Annotated in this window: 16 protein-coding genes; 9 read left to right on the forward strand and 7 right to left on the reverse strand. The window is 69.1% G+C overall.

Annotation, left to right across the window (positions count from 1 at the left end; all coding sequences use genetic code 11):
• Positions 1–96: 96 nt before the first annotated feature.
• The 7 genes from SJY11_RS15810 to lexA all read left to right on the forward strand — a co-directional run bounded on the left by SJY11_RS15810 (position 97) and on the right by lexA (position 6,859).
• The gene (locus tag SJY11_RS15810; protein ID WP_376987641.1) at positions 97–1,608 is read left to right on the forward strand and encodes a helicase HerA domain-containing protein; all 1,512 of its coding nucleotides are present in this window, start codon (positions 97–99) and stop codon (positions 1,606–1,608) included.
• A gap of 142 nt (positions 1,609–1,750) precedes the next feature.
• On the forward strand, positions 1,751–2,401 hold the full coding sequence (locus SJY11_RS15815; RefSeq protein ID WP_376987642.1) for an anthranilate synthase component II: 651 nt from the start codon (positions 1,751–1,753) through the stop codon (positions 2,399–2,401).
• Positions 2,402–2,456: 55 nt separating this feature from the next.
• Positions 2,457–3,470 carry an anthranilate phosphoribosyltransferase gene (gene trpD, locus SJY11_RS15820; protein ID WP_376987644.1) on the forward strand — a complete coding sequence of 338 codons (1,014 nt, stop codon included), beginning with the start codon at positions 2,457–2,459 and terminating at the stop codon, positions 3,468–3,470.
• Positions 3,471–3,477: 7 nt separating this feature from the next.
• A complete protein-coding gene (gene trpC, locus SJY11_RS15825) occupies positions 3,478–4,305 on the forward strand; it encodes an indole-3-glycerol phosphate synthase TrpC (protein WP_376987646.1) in 828 nt (275 codons plus the stop codon).
• On the forward strand, positions 4,302–4,799 hold the full coding sequence (gene moaC, locus SJY11_RS15830; RefSeq protein WP_376987647.1) for a cyclic pyranopterin monophosphate synthase MoaC: 498 nt from the start codon (positions 4,302–4,304) through the stop codon (positions 4,797–4,799). Before trpC ends, moaC begins: the two co-directional genes overlap by 4 nt.
• Complete coding sequence (locus SJY11_RS15835) at positions 4,799–6,010, forward strand: molybdopterin molybdotransferase MoeA (RefSeq protein WP_376987649.1); 1,212 nt, start codon at positions 4,799–4,801, stop codon at positions 6,008–6,010. Before moaC ends, SJY11_RS15835 begins: the two co-directional genes overlap by 1 nt.
• A 108-nt stretch (positions 6,011–6,118) precedes the next feature.
• Positions 6,119–6,859: a transcriptional repressor LexA gene (lexA, locus tag SJY11_RS15840; protein ID WP_376987651.1), complete on the forward strand. Its 741-nt coding sequence runs from the start codon at positions 6,119–6,121 to the stop codon at positions 6,857–6,859.
• On the opposite strand, the gene SJY11_RS15845 is transcribed toward lexA, so the two are convergent.
• Positions 6,853–9,126, reverse strand: a complete 2,274-nt coding sequence (locus SJY11_RS15845; RefSeq protein ID WP_376987653.1) for a ComEC/Rec2 family competence protein — start codon at positions 9,124–9,126, stop codon at positions 6,853–6,855. The genes lexA and SJY11_RS15845 overlap by 7 nt on opposite strands.
• A gap of 181 nt (positions 9,127–9,307) precedes the next feature.
• Between SJY11_RS15845 and gltX the strand changes: the two genes are divergently transcribed.
• On the forward strand, positions 9,308–10,726 hold the full coding sequence (gene gltX, locus SJY11_RS15850; RefSeq protein ID WP_376987655.1) for a glutamate--tRNA ligase: 1,419 nt from the start codon (positions 9,308–9,310) through the stop codon (positions 10,724–10,726).
• 277 nt (positions 10,727–11,003) lie between these two features.
• Positions 11,004–12,293 (forward strand): citrate synthase, encoded by a 1,290-nt coding sequence (gene gltA / locus SJY11_RS15855; RefSeq protein WP_376987656.1) that lies wholly within the window; start codon positions 11,004–11,006, stop codon positions 12,291–12,293.
• 170 nt (positions 12,294–12,463) lie between these two features.
• On the opposite strand, the gene lpxB is transcribed toward gltA, so the two are convergent.
• The 6 genes from lpxB to bamA all read right to left on the reverse strand — a co-directional run bounded on the left by lpxB (position 12,464) and on the right by bamA (position 19,593).
• Positions 12,464–13,669, reverse strand: coding sequence for a lipid-A-disaccharide synthase (gene lpxB / locus SJY11_RS15860; RefSeq protein ID WP_376987658.1), 1,206 nt, complete (start codon positions 13,667–13,669; stop codon positions 12,464–12,466).
• A complete protein-coding gene (locus tag SJY11_RS15865; protein ID WP_376987660.1) occupies positions 13,666–14,529 on the reverse strand; it encodes an LpxI family protein in 864 nt (287 codons plus the stop codon). Before SJY11_RS15865 ends, lpxB begins: the two co-directional genes overlap by 4 nt.
• Positions 14,526–15,335 carry an acyl-ACP--UDP-N-acetylglucosamine O-acyltransferase gene (lpxA, locus tag SJY11_RS15870; protein WP_326912051.1) on the reverse strand — a complete coding sequence of 270 codons (810 nt, stop codon included), beginning with the start codon at positions 15,333–15,335 and terminating at the stop codon, positions 14,526–14,528. Before lpxA ends, SJY11_RS15865 begins: the two co-directional genes overlap by 4 nt.
• Before the next feature lie 51 nt (positions 15,336–15,386).
• Positions 15,387–15,845 carry a 3-hydroxyacyl-ACP dehydratase FabZ gene (gene fabZ / locus SJY11_RS15875; protein ID WP_376987662.1) on the reverse strand — a complete coding sequence of 153 codons (459 nt, stop codon included), beginning with the start codon at positions 15,843–15,845 and terminating at the stop codon, positions 15,387–15,389.
• 132 nt (positions 15,846–15,977) lie between these two features.
• Positions 15,978–17,033, reverse strand: coding sequence for a UDP-3-O-(3-hydroxymyristoyl)glucosamine N-acyltransferase (gene lpxD / locus SJY11_RS15880; RefSeq protein ID WP_376987664.1), 1,056 nt, complete (start codon positions 17,031–17,033; stop codon positions 15,978–15,980).
• 40 nt (positions 17,034–17,073) lie between these two features.
• Positions 17,074–19,593, reverse strand: coding sequence for an outer membrane protein assembly factor BamA (gene bamA, locus SJY11_RS15885; protein WP_376987666.1), 2,520 nt, complete (start codon positions 19,591–19,593; stop codon positions 17,074–17,076).
• Positions 19,594–19,772 lie beyond the last annotated feature (179 nt).

A 19,772-nucleotide genomic window follows, 5' to 3' on the forward strand; every position in this document is an offset into this window, starting at 1 on the left:
GGGCGCGTCGGCGGCCGCCTGTGATAGAAGCGCCGGCTGCGAGGCTTCCCGCCCGACCGGAACGGGCGGCCTGCGGCAACCGGAGCGTTTGACGGCGTGACCACGGCGATCGACATGGGGCTGACACAGGGCGGCCAACCCGCCCTGCTGGACCTTGCCGAGCTGCTGGCGACGCGGCTCCTCGTCCAGGGCAATTCCGGCTCGGGCAAATCGCATCTGCTGCGGCGGCTGCTCGAACAGAGCGCGCCCTTGGTGCAGCAGGCGGTGATCGACCCGGAGGGCGATTTCGTCAGCCTCGCCGAGCAGTTCGGCCATGTCGTCGTCGATGCCGAATGCGGCGAGGCCGAGTTGCAGCGCGTCGCGCTGCGGGTGCGCCAGCACCGCGTCTCGGTGGTGCTCAATCTGGAGAATCTGGAAGCCGACGAGCAGCTGCGCGCCACCGCCGCCTTCCTCGGCGGCCTGTTCGACGTCGACCGTTCGCTCTGGTTCCCGATGCTGATCGTGGTCGACGAGGCGCAGCTCTTTGCCCCCGTCATGGCGGGCGAGGCCTCCGACGAGGCGCGCAGGCTCTCGCTCGGCGCGATGACCAACCTGATGTGCCGCGGGCGCAAGCGCGGGCTCGCCGGCGTCATCGCGACACAGCGGCTCGCCAAGCTCGCCAAGAACGTCGCAGCGGAGGCTTCCAACTTCCTGATGGGGCGCACCTTCCTCGACATCGACATGGCGCGCGCCGCCGATCTGCTCGGCATGGACCGCCGCCAGGCCGAGATGTTCCGCGACCTCGAGCGCGGGCAGTTCGTCGCGCTCGGCCCTGCCCTGTCGAAGCGGCCGCTGCCGCTGCGGATCGGCTCCGTCACCTCGGTCGACCGCGGCGGCGCGCCGGGGCTGATGCCGCTGCCCGAGCAGGCGCCCGAGGAGGCCGGCAAGCTGATCTTCACCGCCGGTGCCGACGAGCCTGCACCCGTGAGCCGCCTGCCGCGCCCGGCCCCGCGACCGCGCCCGGCCGTCCACGACACGCTGCGCCAGATCGAGAGCTACCGCCCCACGCCCGCCCTCGATCCGGAGCCTGAGGTCGAAATCGAGCCGGCGGAGCGCGAGGCGATCATGGTCGAGATCCTGCGCGAGCTGATGGCCGATCCCGAGGCCCGCTCGCGCCAGGTCGCCGTGCTCTATCAGGATTTCACCGTCCGCTGCCGGATGCGCCGGCTCGGCCGCACACAGCTCAGCCTCGACGAGTTCCGCCGGCGGCTGGCCGTCGCCAAGGCGGGAGCCGGCGAGGAGATCACCGGCTCGGCGACCTGGCAGGCGGCGGTCGAGGCGTCTCTTTCACTACCGGACGATCTGCACGGGCTCTTCCTGTTCATCGCGCGCGCCGCGATGGAGGGCGCGCCCTGCCCCAGCGATGCCGAGCTGGCGCAGGTCTATGGCACCCATTCGCCGAGCCGCGCGCGCCGGCTGATCGCCTATATCGAGGAACGCGGCCTGATCGTCTGTCATGTCGATTTCCGCGGCCAGCGGACGCTCGCCCTGCCGACGCTCGGCATCGAGACGGCGCCCGGCCAGGGCTCGGTCCGCACCGCTGGCGTGCCGCGCGGGGCGCGGGGCTGAGGTATCGCGCGTCATGCTCGGGCTCGCCCCGAGCATCTCCGGCAAGAGATTCTCGGGTCTACGCTTCGCTTCGCCCGAGAATGACGGCTGCTTGTGCATTCGCCACGAGCCGTAAACTTGACCAGCCCGCCCCCGACCGTGCATGACCGGAACCCAAAATCCGTGGCTTGAGCCGATGCGCATCCTGCTGATCGACAATTACGACAGCTTCACCTGGAATCTGGTCCACCTGATCGGCGGACTGGGAGCCGAGGTCGAGGTGCGTCGCAACGATGCGCTCTCCGTCGATGAGGCGCTGGCCGGCGATCACGACGCGATCGTGCTCTCGCCGGGCCCCTGCACGCCCAACGAGGCGGGCATCTGCCTCGATCTCGTCCGCGAGGGCGCGGATAAGAAGCCGATTTTCGGCGTCTGCCTCGGGCTGCAGACGATCGGCCAGGTCTTCGGCGGCGATGTCGTCAGGGCCCCTCTGCCGATGCACGGCAAGGTCTCCCCGATCGAGCACCGGGCGCGGGGACTGTTCCGCGGCATCAACGGCCCGCTGCAGGCGACACGCTATCATTCGCTGGTCGTCGCCCGCGAGACCTGCCCGGCCGATCTGACGATCGAGGCCGAGACGCAGGACGGTTTGATCATGGCGCTGTCGCATCGCAGCCTGCCGGTCCATGGCGTGCAGTTCCACCCCGAAAGCATCGCCTCCGAGCATGGCGCCACGATCCTGCGCAATTTCCTCGACCTCGCGGAGCGATGGCAGCGCGAGCATGCCACCGCCGCGCCAGCCGAGGTCGACTGAGCGCCGGCCCGCACAAGCCGCCTTTCCCGATCGCCCGTTTTTTCGCAGAGTTCCCATGGACGATTTCAAGCCCTTCATCGCCAAGGTCGCGACCGGCGCCTCGCTCTCGCGCGACGAGGCGCGCGACGCCTTCGACACGATCCTGTCGGGCGGCGTCACCAATGCGCAGGCGGCCGCCTTCCTGATGGCTCTGCGGGTCCGCGGCGAGACGACCGAGGAGATCACCGGCGCGGTGGGCGCAATGCGCGGCAAGATGCTGACGGTCGACGCCCCCGCCGATGCCATCGACATCGTCGGCACGGGCGGGGATTCCTCGGGCTCCTACAATGTCTCGACGCTGGCCTCGATCATCACGGCGGCCTGCGGCGTACCGGTCGCCAAGCATGGGAACCGTGCCGCCTCCTCCAAGACCGGCACGGCCGATGTGCTGATGGCGCTCGGCGTCCAGGTCGGGCTCGAGCCGGCGGCGACGGCGCGCTGCATCGCGCAGGCCGGCGTCGGCTTCATGTTTGCGCCGACGCATCACGCCTCGATGCGCCATGTCGCGCCGGTGCGCGTCGAGCTCGGCACGCGCACGATCTTCAACCTGCTCGGCCCACTCTCGAATCCGGCCGGCGTCAGGAAGCAGCTCATCGGTGCCTTCTCGGAAACCTGGCTGGAGCCGATGGTGAAGGTGCTGGCGAGCCTCGGCTCGACGCGGGTCTGGGCGGTTCATGGGTCCGACGGGCTCGACGAGATCACCACGACGGGCCCGACGCGCGTGGTCTCGCTCGACAACGGCACGATCGAGAGCTTCCAGATCTCGCCCGAGGATGTCGGGCTGGCACGCGCCAAAGCGGAGGATCTGCGCGGCGGCGAGCCGGCGCAGAACGCCGAGGCCCTGCGCGCCGTGCTCGACGGGCAGAAGACCGCCTTCCGCGACATCGCCGCCTTCAACGCCGCCGCGGCGCTTCTGGTCGCCGGCCGGGCGGGCGATCTGCGCAACGGCTTCGCGCAGGCGAATGCGGCGCTCGACAGCGGCAAGGCCAAGGCGACGCTGGCTGCCCTCGTCGCCAGTTCGAACGCGTGAGGCGGCGATGAGCGACATTCTCGCGAAGATCGAGGCCTATAAGCGCCAGGAGATCGCGGACGCCAAATTGGCGATCCCGCAGGACCGGATCGAAGTGCTGGCGCGCGACGCCGGGCCGACGCGCGGCTTCGCCGATGCGCTGACCGCGAAGCACGCCGCCGGCCGCCCGGCGCTGATCGCCGAGATCAAGAAGGCCTCGCCCTCCAAGGGGCTGATCCGCGCCGATTTCGACCCGCCCGCGCTGGCGCGCGCCTATGCCGCCGGCGGGGCGGCCTGCCTCTCCGTCCTGACCGACGGCCCCTCCTTCCAGGGCCGGCCGGAGTTCCTGCTGCAGGCGCGCGCGGCCTCGGGCCTGCCCGTGCTGCGCAAGGATTTCCTCTACGATCCCTATCAGGTCTACGAGGCGCGGGCCTGGGGCGCGGACTGCATCCTGATCATCATGGCCGGCGTCGACGACGCCACGGCCCGCGCGCTGGAGACCACGGCCTTCGATCTCGGCATGGATGTGCTGATCGAGGTCCATGACGAAACCGAACTCGACCGCGCGCTGGCACTGAAGAGCCGCCTGCTCGGCATCAACAACCGCGACCTGCGCGACTTCACCGTCGACCTCGCGGTGACCGAACGACTGGCGCCGCGCGTGCCGGCCGACCGCATCGTCATCAGCGAGAGCGGCATCTTCAGCCATGACGACATCAGCCGGCTGAAGCGCGCCAGCGTCGGCACCTTCCTCGTCGGCGAGAGCCTGATGCGGCAGGCCGATGTGACGGCCGCGACGCGCGAACTGCTGACGGGGCAGGCATCTGAAGGAACGCCCCGGGAGACCGCCGCGTGAGCGGGCTCAGCCATCTCGACGCGCAGGGCCAGGCGCATATGGTCGATGTCGGCGACAAGGCCGAGACCTCTCGCGTCGCCATCGCGGAAGGCTGCGTCGTGATGCAGCGTGAGACGCTGGCGATCGTACGCGCCGGCGACGCCAAGAAGGGCGACGTGCTCGGGACGGCACGGCTCGCCGGCATCATGGCCGCCAAGCGCAGCCATGAACTGATCCCGCTCTGCCACCCGCTGCTGATCACCAAGATCGCGGTCGATCTCGCCATCGACGAGGCCCTGCCCGGCATACGGGTCCGCGCAGAGGTGAAGGTGAAGGGCCAGACCGGGGTCGAGATGGAGGCGCTCACCGCCGTCAGCGTCGCCTGCCTGACGGTGTACGACATGGTCAAGGCGGCCGACCGTGGCATGCGGATCGAAGGCATCCGTCTGACGCATAAGTCCGGCGGCAAGTCGGGCGTCTTCGAGGCCGACACCGCCGCGTCGGGGGCGCGCTGATGGCTCTGACGCCGGTCCCGGTCGCGCTGCGCGCGCTGCTCGACAGCGTGCCCGGCCCCACGCCCATCGAGACGCTGCCGCTGGCGCACTGCGCCTGGCGCGTGCTCGGAGCCGATCTCGCGGCGCTGCGGACGCAGCCCCCCTTCGCCAACTCGGCCATGGACGGCTATGCGGTGCGGGTGGAGGATCTCGCTCCCGGCGCCGAGTTGCGCGTTCTCGGCGAATCCGCCGCCGGGCGTTCCTTCGCAGGCAGTGTCTCCACCGGCGAGGCAGTGCGCATCTTCACCGGCGCGCCGATCCCCGAAGGTGCAGACACCATCCTGATCCAGGAGAACGCGGACGGCGTCGGCTCGGCCGCGATCACCGTCCGCGAGGGCGCGCCGAAGGGCAGGTTCATCCGCAAGGCCGGGCTCGATTTCAGTGACGGCGATCGGCTGCTCGCGGCCGGAACCCGCCTCGACAGCGCCGCACTCGGGCTTTCCGCCGCCGCCGGCCATCCGGCGCTGCCGGTGCGCCGCAAACCCCTGGTCGCGATCCTCGCCACCGGCGACGAACTCGTGCTGCCGGGCGAACCGGTCGGGCCCGACCAGATCGTCGCGTCCAACTCGTTTGCGCTTGCCGCGCTGGTCGAGCAGGCGGGCGGGAGCGTGCTCGACCTCGGCATCGCGCGCGACGACCATGCGGACCTCGCCGCGCGGATCGGGCAGGCGCGGGAGGCCGGCTGCGACGTGCTGGTGACTTTGGGTGGCGTCTCCGTCGGCGCGCATGACCTGGTCCAGGAGGCGCTCAAGCGGGCCGGGATGGATCTCGGCTTCTGGAAGATCGCGATGCGGCCGGGCAAACCGATGATGACGGGCCGGCTCGGCCCGATGGTGGCCATCGGGCTTCCGGGCAATCCGGTGTCCTCGATCGTCTGCGGCCATCTCTTCGTTGTCCCGGTGGTCGAGGCCCTGCTCGGCATTCCCTCGCCGGAGCGCGACCGCAGCGAGCCGGGGCTGTTGGGCCTCGACATGCCCGCGAACGATGAACGTGAGGATTATCTGCGCTCCAGCCTCGTCCTGACCGAGGCCGGCTGGGAGGCGACGCCGTTCGAGCGGCAGGATTCCTCGATGCTCGGTCTGCTCGCCCAGGCGCAGGCGCTCGCTATCCGACCGGTCTTCGCGCCGGCCGCCCGCAAGGGCGATCCCTGCCGCTTCATCCGTTTGCGCTAGGCTGCGGCCGGCCGATCCGCTTGCGGAACACAACGCGAACGGGTATGGTGTTCGTGATTTGTTTCGAATCTGCGACAACCGGCAGATTCCAGAGCGCCGGCGGGGATCATGCTGACACGCAAACAGTTCGAGCTGCTTCGTTTCATCCAGGAGCGCCTGCGCGAAAGCGGCGTCCCCCCCTCCTTCGACGAGATGAAGGACGCGCTCGACCTCAAGTCCAAATCCGGCATCCACCGCCTGATCATGGCGCTCGAGGAGCGCGGCTTCATTCGTCGCCTGCCCAACCGGGCGCGGGCGCTCGAGGTGATCAAGCTGCCCGACGGCGCTGGCGGCGGCCTGCAGCCCGGCGCGCGCCGGTTCAACCCGTCGGTCGTCCAGGGTGGGCTCGGCAAGGATGCGCCGCCGGCCAAGGACGGGCTGCCCGGCCGGGTCCGGTCGGTGGAAGCCGCGTCCGAGGATGCCCGCAACACGATCACGATCCCCGTCATGGGCCGCATCGCCGCGGGCACGCCGATCTCCGCGATCCAGAGCCGCAGCCACAGCGTCGCCCTGCCCGCCGATATGCTCGGCTCGGGCGAGCATTTCGCGCTGGAGGTCCGCGGCGACTCGATGGTCGAGGCCGGCATTCTCGACGGCGACACGGTGGTGATCCGCCGCCAGGACACGGCCAACACCGGCGACATCATCGTCGCCCTGATCGACGACGAGGAGGCGACGCTGAAGCGGCTGCGCAAGCGCGGCTCCTCAATCGCGCTAGAGGCGGCCAATCCCGCCTATGAGACGCGGGTGCTCGGTCCCGACCGGGTCAAGATCCAGGGCCGGCTGGTCAATCTGATGCGGCGTTACTGAAGGCGCTCGGCTTCGGGAACGCTCTCGGCGACGGATGGCGCGGGGGCTGTCGCAGGGGCTGTTCGGGCCGCGGGCTGGATCGGCGGCTGACGGCTCCAGGGCCGTGAGCGTCCTTCCTGTTCGGCGGCATGGCGGCGCCAGCCCGTGAGGCCAGGCACGAGTGCTGTCGCCCCGTCGCGTTGCAGTGCGGTCCGGTCGATCAGCAGTGCCGCGCAGGAGGCCGTCCAGGGAATCGGCGTCACCACCACATCCGCGCGCCGGCAATCCTCGATGATGGCCAGCCGCTCCTGCGCATAGGCGATGGAACGCCCATTCGTTGTGGTCAGGACGCAGCCGGCGGGGTCGCAGGAGGCACCCTGGCGCAGCGACGGGTCGTCCGCCTTGCGGCCATCCCCATCGGCGCTCAGCCATTGCTCCAGTACGAAGCGGCTCGGCCGACCGGCTATGACGAGGCGGTCGTCTCGCCCGCGCACAGCCAGGCCGGCCCCTTCGCGCTCGACCAGGATCGCTGGGCGCTCGGGCTTGGCCGCCACCGCGACGCCCGCGGCCAGCGGCAGTAAGGCCAGCAGGCGCAGCTTCGTGCTCCACAGCGTCGCCCAGAGGAGCGACAGCACGAAGCACAGCAGCGCGGGCGTCCCGAAGGCCGGGATCACCAGGGTGGAATGATCGATGGTTGCGACCCAATGCGCCAGTTTCAGCACCACCTCGGAGGCCTGCCCCATCAGCCACCAGGCCGGCGCATCCAGGCCGAAGGGGTAGGCCAGCACGCCGAAGACGGCGGCGGGCATCACGAACAGCGAGACGAAGGGCAGCGCCAGCGCGTTGCCGAGCAGCCCGAAAGGGTTGAAGGTCTGGAAATGGAAGGCGCCGAAAGGGGCGGTCGCGGCGGTCGCCAGCAGCGTGGTCGCGACGATGCCGCAGGCGGCGATCCACAGCGGGCGCAGCGGCCAGGGCAGCGCCGGCGGTGGCTGCGGCCGGCCGCGGTTCTCCCAGCGCTCGGCGAAAGCGATCAGGGCCGCCACCGCGCCGAAGGACATCTGGAAACTCGGCCCCAGCAGCGCCTCGGGTTCGCGCAGGAGAACGATCATCGCCGCCAGCGCGAGATTGCGCATGCTCAGCGCCGGGCGGTCGACGAGGATCGCGCCGAGCATCACCAGCGTCATGATCAGCGAGCGCACGGTCGCGACCTCGGCGCCCGAGAAGACGCAATAGGCGACCGAGCCCGCCATCGCGGCGAGGGCAGCGATCTTCTTGACCGGCAGGCGCAGCGCCAGCGTCTGCGAGAGCGCGAGCAGCGCCCGCGCCAGCCAGAAGATCGTCCCGGCCGCGAGCACCATGTGCAAGCCGGAGATCGACACGATGTGGTAGATGCCCGCCGCGCGTAGATCGGCGTTGGTCGTCTCGGTGATCAGCCCGCGCTTGCCGGTGACGAGCGCCGCCGCCATCGCACCCGCCTGCCCGCCGCCGATGGAGGCGATGCGCTGCGTCAGGGCGTTGCGGGCGCGGTCGAGCGCGGCGGCGATCTGCAGCGCGGCCGGAGGCGCCTGCGGCGGCCGCGTCACCGCGATCTTGCCGGAGACGCTGCCGACGGCGCCGAGCCCGCGAAAGAAGGCGTCGCGGCCGAAATCATAGCCGCCCGGCCGGGCCGGACCCGGCGGCGGCAGCAGCCGCGCCACCGCCGCGATGTGATCGCCCGGCGCGACCTGGCCGGCGCGAATGTTGACCCGGACGCGTCTCGGGCGGTCGGCCTCCTCGACGCCGGCCAGACCCGTCACCAGAATGACGAGGCGGGCGCCGGCGTCACGGCTCTCGACCGACTCGACGAAGCCCGTCAACTGCCCGACCCGTGGCCGGTCCAGCAGTGGCGCGGCGACCGAGGCCGTCCGCCAGGCCGCGGTCGCGAATCCTGCGAACGCGGCCGCCAGCGCGATCAGCGCCCGCGCCCCGCCCGGATGGCGGCGCAGGCCGAACGCCCCCGCTGCAGCGAGCCCGAAGCCGACCAGCGGCGCCCAGAGCGCCGGCTCGCGATCGGCAGCGAAGTAGAGGAGGATGCCGATTCCCATCGGCACCGGCAGCCAGATGAACAGGCGGCGGCGCTCGGCCTCGAGCGCCAGGCTGCGCCTGAGGCGCTCGCGAGTGGAAGCCAGCGCGAGAGCAAGGTGCGGTCCGCCCCGGGCGCAACCCGGCCGGCCCCAGGGCAGCGCCAGGGTCCGCGCGCCACGGCGGCGCGTCGCCTCCCCCTGCCCTGGCGGCGGTGCCGGCTGCATCGGCTCCCCATCCCTGCCCGCATCGGCGGCGCGCGCATCTTGCGCTTAACGCCAGCCGCCAGGGCATGTTACAGGGGCCGCGCCGGATGTCATGCCCGCTTCGGCGCGCGCCGTGCCGCGGCGTGCCGACTCGCCACTTTCCCCTCAGCCCCTTTCGACAGCCAGCCGGAGCCAAGCTTTCATGAGCGATGCCGTCGTCACACGTTTTGCGCCCTCGCCCACGGGCTTCCTGCATATCGGCGGGGCGCGGACCGCGTTGTTCAACTGGCTCTATGCGCGGCGCCATGGCGGCAAGATGCTGCTGCGTATCGAGGACACGGACCGCGAGCGTTCGACCGAGCCGGCGATCGCGGCGATCCTCGACGGGCTGAAATGGCTCGGTCTCGATTGGGATGGCGAGACGGTGTACCAGTTCTCGCGGGCCGAGCGGCACCGCGAGGTGGCGCATCAGATGCTCGCCAGCGGCAACGCCTATCGCTGCTACGCGACGCCGGCCGAGCTCGACGCGATGCGCGAGCAGGCCAAGGCTGCCGGCAAGCCGATGCGCTATGACGGGCGCTGGCGCGACCGCGACCCCGCCACAGCCCCCGAGGGCGTCCAGCCGGTGATCCGCCTGCGCGCGCCGCAGACCGGTGAGACGGTGGTCGAGGACGAGGTTCAGGGCCGCGTCGTCTGGCAGAACGAGAATCTCGATGATCTCGTGCTGCTGCGCTCGGACGGCAACCCGACCTATATGCTCGCCGTGGTGGTCGACGACCATGACATGGGCGTGACCCATGTCATCCGCGGCGACGACCACCTGACCAACGCCGCGCGCCAGACGCAGATCTACCAGGCGATGGGCTGGACGGTCCCCAGCATGTCGCACATCCCGCTGATCCATGGGCCCGATGGCGCCAAGCTCTCCAAGCGCCACGGCGCGCTCGGTGTCGATGCCTATCGGGCCCTGGGCTATCTGCCGGTGGCGCTACGCAATTACCTCCTGCGCCTCGGCTGGAGTCATGGCGACCAGGAAATCTTCTCGACGCAGGAGATGATCGATCTGTTCGACCTCGGCTCGATCGGGCGATCGGCCGCGCGCTTCGACTTCGCCAAGCTCGAGAGCCTGAACGGGCTTTATATGCGCCAGTCCTCCGACCGCGACCTGCTCGACGCGCTCAAGGTGATCCTGCCGGAAATCGGGCCGCCGCGCGGGCTGGGCCCGACGCTCTCGCCCGAGCTGGAAGCGCGTTTCCTCGCCGCGATGCCGGGCCTGAAGGAGCGCGCCAAGACGCTCATCGAACTGCTCGACAGCGCCTATTATCTCTATGCGCCGCGCCCGCTGCAGCTCGACGCCAAGGCGGCCGCCCTGCTCGACGATGCAGGCAAACAGCGACTGCCGGGGCTTGCGCAGACGCTGGCCGCGATCAACGACTGGTCCGTCGAGGCGCTCGAGGCTGCCGTGCGTGGCTTCGCGGAAACGCATGGGCTGAAGCTCGGGCAGGCGGCGCAGCCGCTGAGGGCCGCTCTGACGGGGCGCGCCATGTCGCCGGGCCTGTTCGACGTGATGGCGGTTCTCGGGCGCGAGGAAACCCTTGCTCGGCTCGCCGACCAGAGCTGAGCAAAACGCTGTCCCGACCGTCTTTCGGCTCGGTTGAACCGGGTCTGCAAATGGTCTAGTGACGCCTGATGTGGCCACGCTGGCGTCTGCCGGCGCGGGCACGAATATTGCTTGAAAATCAGTCGGATGAACCGCTCTTCGACCCTCGGCCGCCCCTGCACCGACACGACCCTGTCATGTCGGTTCGCTCTGACGACGGACAGGTCTCATGGACAACCGTGACAAGACCGAGCGCGACGACGACTGACCAGCAGCGAGCCTGAAAGGATCGGTATCGATGAGCGGAACCACCAGCCAGCTTCAGGTCGACGGCAAGACCGTCGATATGGCGATCAAGACGGGTTCAATCGGCCCGTCCGTCATCGACATCGGCAAGCTCTATGCCCAGACGGGCATGTTCACCTATGATCCCGGCTTCACCTCGACGGCGAGCTGCGAGTCACAGATCACCTATATCGACGGCGACGAGGGCGTGCTGCTCTATCGCGGCTACCCGATCGAGCAGCTCGCCGAGCATGGCGATTTCCTCGAGACCTGCTATCTGCTGCTGGAAGGCGAACTGCCGACCGCGGCGCAGAAGGCCGATTTCGACTACCGCGTGACGCGCCACACCATGGTGCACGAGCAGATGGCCCGCTTCTTCCAGGGCTTCCGCCGCGACGCGCATCCGATGGCGGTCATGGTCGGCTCGATCGGCGCGATGTCGGCGTTCTACCACGACTCGACCGACATCTCGGACCCGCATCAGCGCATGGTCGCTTCGATGCGCATGATCGCGAAGATTCCGACGCTGGCGGCGATGGCCTACAAGTACACGGTCGGCCAGCCCTTCGTGTATCCGCTGAACTCGCTCGACTACACCTCGAACTTCCTGCGCATGTGCTTTGCGGTCCCGGCCGAGGAGTACAAGGTCAATCCGGTGCTGTCGCGCGCGCTCGACCGGATCTTCATCCTGCATGCCGACCACGAGCAGAACGCCTCGACCTCGACGGTGCGCCTCGCCGGCTCGTCGGGCGCCAACCCCTTCGCCTGCATCGCGGCCGGCACGGCCTGCCTCTGGGGCCCTGCCCATGGCGGCGCCAACGAAGCGGCGCTGAAGATGCTCGAGGAGATCGGCTCGGTCGAGAACATCCCGAAATTCATCGCCAAGGCGAAGGACAAGAACGATCCGTTCCGCCTGATGGGCTTCGGCCACCGCGTCTACAAGAACTACGATCCGCGCGCCAAGATCATGCAGAAGACCACGCATGAGGTCCTCAACGAGCTCGGAATCAAGGACGACCCGCTGCTCGACGTGGCGATCGAGCTCGAGCGCATCGCGCTGTCCGACAGCTACTTCATCGAGAAGAAGCTCTATCCGAACATCGACTTCTATTCGGGCATCACCCTGAAGGCGATGGGATTCCCGACCTCGATGTTCACCGCACTGTTCGCGCTGGCGCGCACCGTCGGCTGGATCGCGCAGTGGAAGGAGATGATCGAGGATCCGTCCCAGCGCATCGGCCGCCCGCGCCAGCTCTACACCGGCTCGCCGCAGCGCGAATACAATCCGATCGGCCGCCGCTGATCCGGCCCGGCAGACCAGCCTGAGGGGGCGTGACGGACAGACCGTCGCGCCCCTTTTTTGGTCTGCGTCAGGTCTCGCTCCGAGCCCGGACATGGTCCGGGACAGACCGCGTTCGCGTCGAGAGTGCGCGGCATCACCCCGGAAACAAGCCCGGGCGCAGGTCGCTCGCGCTACGGGGGCGAGGGCCGGTGCGGACGGCCCGCCAGCGGCCTGCGCGCCTCGACCAGCGCCAGCGCGGCCTCGACGGCGTTGGCGGCCGGACTCTCCCCGGCCGACCGCATGATCGTCTCGACCTCGGCGAAACCGGCGAGCTGCCGATGCCGCCCCTCTCCCTCTGCCAGGGCCGCTTCGAGCTGATCGGCCAGCCGCTGCGCCGTCGCATCCTGCTGAATGAACTCAGGCACGACGCTTCGGCCGAGGATGAGGTTGGGCAGGATCACGCTGGGCAGCTTGATGAGACGCCGCGCGATCGCAGCCTCCCAGCCGGCGCCGCGATAGGCCGCGACCGTCGGCACCTGCGCCAGAGCGAGCTCGAGCGTGACCGTGCCCGACGCCGCCAGCGCCGCCCGCGCGCTGCGAAAAGCCGCGAGCTTCGCCGCCTCTCCCAGCACGATCTTGGGCTTTTGAGCCCATCCGGCGACCGCCTGCGCGATCTCGTCCTTCAGATGTGGGACCGCCGGCAGGACGAAACGCGCGCCGGGCAGCTTCGCGGCGACGCGGGCCACCGCCTCGCCGAAGACCGGCATCAGGTGGCGGATCTCCGAACGCCGGCTGCCGGGCAGCACGAGGACGACGGGAGACGCGGCGTCCGCCCGCGCCGCGGCCTCGGCAGGGCCCGGCCGCAGCTCGGCCAGCCGTTCGATCAGGGGGTGGCCGACATACACCGTCGGTGGCCCCTGGAGCCGCTCCAGCGCCGCCGGCTCGAACGGCAACAGGGCCAGAATCCGGTCGATATGCGGCTTCATCCGGCGCGCGCGCCCCGAGCGCCAGGCCCAGACGCTGGGGCAGACCCAGTGGGCGATGGGGATGTCGGGCGTGCGGGCCCGCACCTTCTTCGCCACACGCAGGCTGAAATCCGGCGCGTCGATCGTCAGAAGGAGATCGGGCGCGAAGGTGGCGATGCCGCGCGCGGCGTCCTCCATCCGCCGCAACAGCAAGCGCAGGCGCGCGACGACGGGAGCAAACCCCATCACGGCGATGTCTGCCTGCGGGAACAGCGGCACCAGCCCGGCTGCGACGAGCGCCTCGCCGCCGACGCCGGTGACGATGACCTCCCGCGGGGCCAGCCTGCGGCGCAGGGTCTCGAGGAAGCGCAGTGCGAGCGCATCGCCGGAGGCCTCGCCTGCCACGATGGCCAGGCGGAAGGGCTCCGTCATGGTACGCCCTCGACGACCAGCCCGGCCTCGTCGGCGAGCCGGCCCAGCGCTCCGGCATCGCCGACGAGCACGCGACCGGAACGCAGCCCGATTCCCGCCAGGCCGGCAGCGGCGACGTTGCGCAGTGTCTGCGGGCCGATCGCCGGCATGTCGACGCGCAGATCCTGCCCATCCTTGGGGGCCTTGACCAGGACGCCGTCGCCCTTGGCGATCCGGAGACGCCCGGACTCGACCATCTCGGCGACGCGGCGGATCATGGCATCAGTGCCCTCGGCGGCCTCGATCGCGATGACGCGATGGTCGGCCAAGATGGCCGCCTGCCCGACGTCGAAAGGCGACAGCGCCGCCAGCAGCTCGAAGCCGCGCGCGATCAGCGCCTTCTGCTCCGGCGTGGCTGCCCGGCGGCCGAGGGCGCCGAGCGGCGCGGTCATATCGGGGGCAATATCGGCCGGGCCATGCACCGCGAAGCCCTGCCCCTCGAAGAAGCTGACGACGCCGCGCAGCAGATGGTCGTCGCCGCCGCGGAAGGCGCGGGCGAAATGCGGCAGGTATTTCAGTGTCGAGGCCTCGGGCCGCAGGCCTGAGAAGCTCGGGCGCGGCAGGCTGCCGATCAGCACCAGGTCGGTGATGGACCGCCGCCGCAGCTCGTCGAGCAGGCGGCCGAGTTGGCCCAGGCGGTAGCTCTGCAGATCGGCTGTGCCGAAGCCGGCAGGGTCCGCAGCGCCCTCGAGCGCCGCAACGAAGAGGGGCCGCCCGCTGCCGGTGACGATCTCGGCCAGCCGCAGCGGGAAATCCCCCCCACCGGCGATGATGGCGAGAGGGCTGCGCGTCGCGGGCGGCGTTGCCGGATCGGCGCTCACCGATCGGGCGCGTTGACGTCGTGCGGGACGCAGATGGCGCGCTCGCCGCCGATCCGGATGAAATCCAGGATCTCGTGGATGAGCGGATGGGCCGCGAACTCGCTGGCGACGTCCTCGACGCGCTCCGAGAGCGTGCCCTCATCGGCGAAGAGCAGCCGGTAGGCGCGGCGCAACTCGTGGATCTGCTCGCGCGTGAAGCCGCGCCGCCGCAGGCCCACCAGGTTGAGCCCGGCGAGATGGGCCGGGTTGTCGCGCACCATGCCGAAGGGAATCACGTCATGCATCACGCCCGCGCCGCCGCCGATGAAGGCGTGGTCGCCGACGCGGATGAACTGGTGCAGCCCGGTGCCGCCGCCGACGATGACGAAATTTCCGACCTTCACATGGCCGGCGCACATGACGTTGTTGGAGAAGATGACGTTGTCGCCGATCGAGGTGTCATGGGCGACGTGGGAGTTGGCGAGGAAGAAGCAGCGGTCGCCGACCGTCGTCTTCATGCCGCCGCCCTCGGTGCCAGGATTCATCGTGACGCCCTCGCGGATCAGGCAATCGACGCCGATGGTCAGCGTCGAGGGCTCGCCCTTGTACTTCACGTCCTGCGGCGGATGGCCGATCGAGGCGAAGGGATAGACCCTGGTGCGGGCGCCGATGGTGGTGCGGCCGGCGACCGCGACATGGCTGACGAGTTCCACGCCCTCGTCGAGCACGACGTCGGGACCGACGCTGCAGAAGGGGCCGATGGTGACGCCGGCGCCCAGGCGCGCAGCCGGGTCGACGACCGACATCGGGTGGATCTTCGCGTTCATGACCGGATACTCTCGGCGGGCGCCGTCCTGTTCGTGGCGGAGGACATCGGATCAGACGACCATCGCGGAGAGGTCGGCCTCGGCGACGAGCACGCCCTCGACGCGTGCCTCGCCCCGGTAGAAATAGATATTGCGCTTGCGGGCGATCTTGGTGAGGTGGAAGCGAAGCGTGTCGCCAGGACCGACGGGCTTGCGGAACTTCGCCTTGTCGATCGTCGTGAAGAGCACGCTGCGGACGGCCGTGTCGTCGCTGCCGCGGGCATTGACGACGAGGACACCCGCCGTCTGCGCCATCGCCTCGATCATCAGCACGCCGGGGAACACCGGCCTGTCGGGGAAATGACCGGTGAACTGCGGCTCGTTGATCGTCACGTTCTTGATGCCGACGCCCGACTCGTCGCCGTTGATCTCGACGACGCGATCAACCAGCAGAAAGGGGTAGCGGTGGGGAATGCAGGCCATGATCTTCTGGATGTCGGCCACACCCAGCGTCGTCGTCGCCTCGGTCATCGTCTCGTCTCTCCCGCGCGGGCGTCCCGCCGCTTCATCGATTGCTTCTAGCCGCCGGAAGCCGGGAGGCCAACACCCGGCGGGTCTCGTCGGGAGGCACGCCCCCGCGACAGTCGGTGCGCTGGCGGGTGGCTAGCCTTCTGGCCGCCCCTTGCCGCGCTTGGCCAGCATCGACTTCAGCATCGCGCTTTCGCGCGCCCAGTTCAGCGCCGGCTGCGCCGGAGAGCCGCCATACTTCGCCCCGCGCGGGACATCGCCCGCGACGCCGCTCTGGGCCGCGATCTGCGCACCCATGCCGACAGTCAGATGGCCGGCGAGGCCGACCTGGCCGCCGAGCACGACGAAATCCTCGAGCGTCGACGAACCGGCGATGCCGACCTGCGAGACGATGACACAATGGCGGCCCACAACGACGTTGTGGCCGATCTGAACGAGGTTATCGATCTTCGTGCCCTCGCCGATCACCGTGTCGCGGCTGGCGCCGCGGTCGATGCAGGTGTTGGCGCCGATCTCGACATCGTCCTGAATGATGACGCGGCCGATCTGCGGCACCTTCATGTGCCCTCTCGGGCTCATCGCGAAGCCAAACCCGTCCTGCCCGATGCGGACGCCGGGATGGATGATGACGCGGTTGCCGATCAGCGTGGCCTGCAAGGTGCAGCCTGCGCCGATCGCACAGTCGCGGCCGATGCGGACCTGGGGGCCGATGACGGCATGCGAGGCGACGACCGTCCCGGAGCCGATCTCCGCACCCGGACCGATGACGGCGCCCGGATCGACGGTCACGCCGGCTTCGAGAACCGCCGTCGCATGCACGAAGGCGCCGGGTGCGACGCCCTGCGAGGCGAAGACGGAGCCCGGCTTCAGGGCGGCGGGAAAGAAGCGCGCCAGGATGCGGGCGAAGGCATGATAGGGCGTCGGCGTCACCAGCGCGAGCGTGCCGGCCGGCACGCGCTCGGCGAAGCGCGGCGAGACCAGGCACAGCCCGGCGGCGGTCGCCGCCAGCGCTTCGGTGTATTTCGGGTTGTCCATATAGGCGATGTCGGCGGGACCGGCCTGCTCGAGCGCAGCCGCACCGGTGAAACGCCGCGTCGGATCGGCGCCCTCGGGAAGCGAGGTGCCCGATATGGCTGCGACCTCGCCACTGTCGAGCGAGGTCGCGGCCGGAAAGAACTGGGGGTCTGACATCAGGGCTGTGTCCGGAGCGGGGCGCGAGCGCCCCGCCGCGTCAGAAGCGGGTGCCGCCGGAGAAGCGGAAGGCCTGCAGGCGGTCGCCGCCGAACTTGCCCGTGACCGCCTGGCCGTTGATGATCGCCGTTCCGAACTGGCCGTCATCCTTTGACAGCGCATAAGCGTAGTCGAAACGGATCGGGCCGAGCGGCGACTGCCAGAGCAGGCTGACGCCGACCGAGGAGCGCAGCACGTTCTTGTCGCGCACGCAGGCCACGTTGGTCTGCGCCGTTTGGCCCGGAGACAACGCAACGTTGAACAAGCGGCCCGTCGAGCCGGCCGGGCAGGCGCTCGCGACCGCCTTGCCGCCGTCATAGTTGAACAGCGTGCCGGCGTCGGCGAAGATCGCGCCGCGCAGGCCGAGATCGCGCGGCAGGCCCCAAATCGGGAACTGCACCTCGATCGAGCCACCGAAATAGCTGGTTCCACCGAGCGCGTTGGCTGTCGGATCGTTCAGCACGTCGCGCGGGCCGATGCCCGACGGCGCGAAGCCGCGCACCAGGGTCGGTCCGAGGAAGTAGTGGTCGATCATGCGCAGATCGCCGCTGGTCGCCTGGACATGGCCGCCCTGAACCCGGACGAAACCGACGACGTCGTCGAAGATTTCCTTGTAGTAGCGCGCATCAGCCGCCACGCGAAGGAACTTCGAATCGCCGCCCAGACCGGCGAATTCCGGCTTGATCTCGGCGATGAAGCCATTGCGCGGGTTCTGGTTGCTGTCGAGCGAGTTGTAGTTGAAGCCGAGACCGATCAGCGAGGTCAGCGTCGTGCCGGCGGCTTCCTTCACCGCGACCGTCGCCTCGCCGTTGGTGAGGCAGTTGATCGAGGTGCTGGCAGCGATGGCGCCCGCCGAGCCGGGCGTGATGCCGAGTATCGGCACGGTACAGTCGTTATATGGCCGATCAACCGTGTTCGGGATCTCGATCTCGGTGCTGTAGATCGAGTAGCGCGGCGTGATCGAGAACTCTTCCGTGATCGGGAAGGTCAAGCGGACGGTGCCGCCGGTGACGCGACTCTCGAAACGGCCGGTCTCGTAGTTGTCGCTGAACTTCGAGAACAGGTCGAAGCCCGCCGCGATGCGGCGACCGAGGAAATAGGGCTCGGTAAAGGAGAAATCGACGCCCTGCGTGCGCTGGCCGAGCGTGCCGGCGATGCGGACGAACTGGCCACGACCGAGGAAGTTCGATTCCGACAGAGCGACTTCGCCGATCACGCCGTCCGAGGTCGAATAGCCGCCCGAGATCGAGAACGAGCCGGTGGCCTTGTCCTCGACGTCGATGTTCACGACAACACGATCAGGCGCGGAACCCGGCTCGTTTGTGATGCGGACCTTGTTGAAGAAGCCGAGATTGTTCAGGCGACGCTCGGCGCGGTCGACCATGACCTTGTTGTAGGCGTCACCCTCACCGAGATCGAGCTCGCGGCGGACGACATAGTCGCGCGTGCGGGTGTTCCCGCGCACATTGATGCGCTCGACATAGACGCGCGGACCATCGTCGACGACATAGGTGATGCCGATCAGGCGGCCGGCCGCATCGCGGTCACCGCGCGGGCGGACCTGGGCGAAGGGATAGCCACGGCGGGAGACCTCGGTGGTCAGGCTGACCAGCGTCCTCTCAACGGCTTCGGCATTGTAGGTGTCGCCAGCCGAGGTCACGACATAGCTGTTGAGCGTGGCGGAATCGATCTCGCGCACCGACGAATTGACCGCGACGCTGCCGACCTTGTACTGCGGGCCTTCCGACACGGTGACGTCGATGACCCAGCCGCCGGCGGCGTCGTCGAAGCGGGCGGCGCTGTTCAGGATCTGGAAGTCGGCATAGCCGTTCTTCAGGTAGAAGCGACGAACCAACTCCAGGTCAGAGGTGATGCGGTCTGGATCGTAGACGTCGGAGGTCTTGATCCAGCTCAGGAAATTCGATTCCGTCGTGGTCATCAAACCGCGCAGGCGACCGTCCGAATAGACCTGGTTGCCTTCGAAATTGATCGACTTGACGCCGGTCTTGCCGCTCTCGCTGATCGTGAAGACGACGTCCGAGCGGCCGTTCGGCAGCGGGGCGATGCGGCCGCTGACCGAGGACTGGCCGTAACCCGCGCGACGATAGACTTCCTTCAGACGGGCGACGTCGGCATCGATGAGCTGCTGGCTCATCGGGCCACCGGCCTTCGACTGGACCTGCTGCAGCAGGATTTCGCTCTTCAGGCGGCGGTTGCCCTCGAAGGCGACGCGGTTGATCGTGTCGCTCTCCTGAACGGAGATGACGGTCTGCGCACCCCGGCGGCTGACCTGGACGTTGGTGAAGAGCCCCGTGGCAAGCAGGCTCTCGCGAATCTGCTGCGGCGCGCTCTGGCCTGACGCGTAGGAGCGGATCGTCTCCGCATCGACGCGCCTGTTGCCCTGGACAATCACGGCCTGCGCGAACACCACGCCACCGCTGACGGCCAACATGAAGGCCGAAAGTCCGACTGATCGAGAGAGCCGCGTTCTGATGGACCGGCTCTTTTGGGTCGACGTCATCGGGTCGCCTATTCCATTTATCAGGTCACCACCCCAGTCGCGGGGGCGACCGCCTACCAGCGGTCGCATGGGGACATTGCAGTCCAATCGCTTCTACAAAGTTTCCCGCAGGGTGCAAACGGGCATTGTCGTTAACGAAATATTTTCGGGAGCCTCGTTGCTCGCATGCCACGCAGATT

The organism is Allobosea sp. R86505 (assembly GCF_042466375.1).
Lineage (GTDB): Bacteria > Pseudomonadota > Alphaproteobacteria > Rhizobiales > Beijerinckiaceae > Allobosea.

Coding starts and splice junctions, on each gene's coding strand:
- SJY11_RS15815 (WP_376987642.1), top strand. CDS start 1,751: ATGACCGGAACCCAAAATCCGTGGCTTGAGCCGATGCGCATCCTGCTG.
- trpD (WP_376987644.1), top strand. CDS start 2,457: ATGGACGATTTCAAGCCCTTCATCGCCAAGGTCGCGACCGGCGCCTCG.
- trpC (WP_376987646.1), top strand. CDS start 3,478: ATGAGCGACATTCTCGCGAAGATCGAGGCCTATAAGCGCCAGGAGATC.
- SJY11_RS15835 (WP_376987649.1), top strand. CDS start 4,799: ATGGCTCTGACGCCGGTCCCGGTCGCGCTGCGCGCGCTGCTCGACAGC.
- lexA (WP_376987651.1), top strand. CDS start 6,119: ATGCTGACACGCAAACAGTTCGAGCTGCTTCGTTTCATCCAGGAGCGC.
- SJY11_RS15845 (WP_376987653.1), bottom strand. CDS start 9,126: ATGCAGCCGGCACCGCCGCCAGGGCAGGGGGAGGCGACGCGCCGCCGT.
- gltX (WP_376987655.1), top strand. CDS start 9,308: ATGAGCGATGCCGTCGTCACACGTTTTGCGCCCTCGCCCACGGGCTTC.
- gltA (WP_376987656.1), top strand. CDS start 11,004: ATGAGCGGAACCACCAGCCAGCTTCAGGTCGACGGCAAGACCGTCGAT.
- lpxB (WP_376987658.1), bottom strand. CDS start 13,669: ATGACGGAGCCCTTCCGCCTGGCCATCGTGGCAGGCGAGGCCTCCGGC.
- lpxA (WP_326912051.1), bottom strand. CDS start 15,335: ATGAACGCGAAGATCCACCCGATGTCGGTCGTCGACCCGGCTGCGCGC.
- fabZ (WP_376987662.1), bottom strand. CDS start 15,845: ATGACCGAGGCGACGACGACGCTGGGTGTGGCCGACATCCAGAAGATC.
- lpxD (WP_376987664.1), bottom strand. CDS start 17,033: ATGTCAGACCCCCAGTTCTTTCCGGCCGCGACCTCGCTCGACAGTGGC.
- bamA (WP_376987666.1), bottom strand. CDS start 19,593: ATGACGTCGACCCAAAAGAGCCGGTCCATCAGAACGCGGCTCTCTCGA.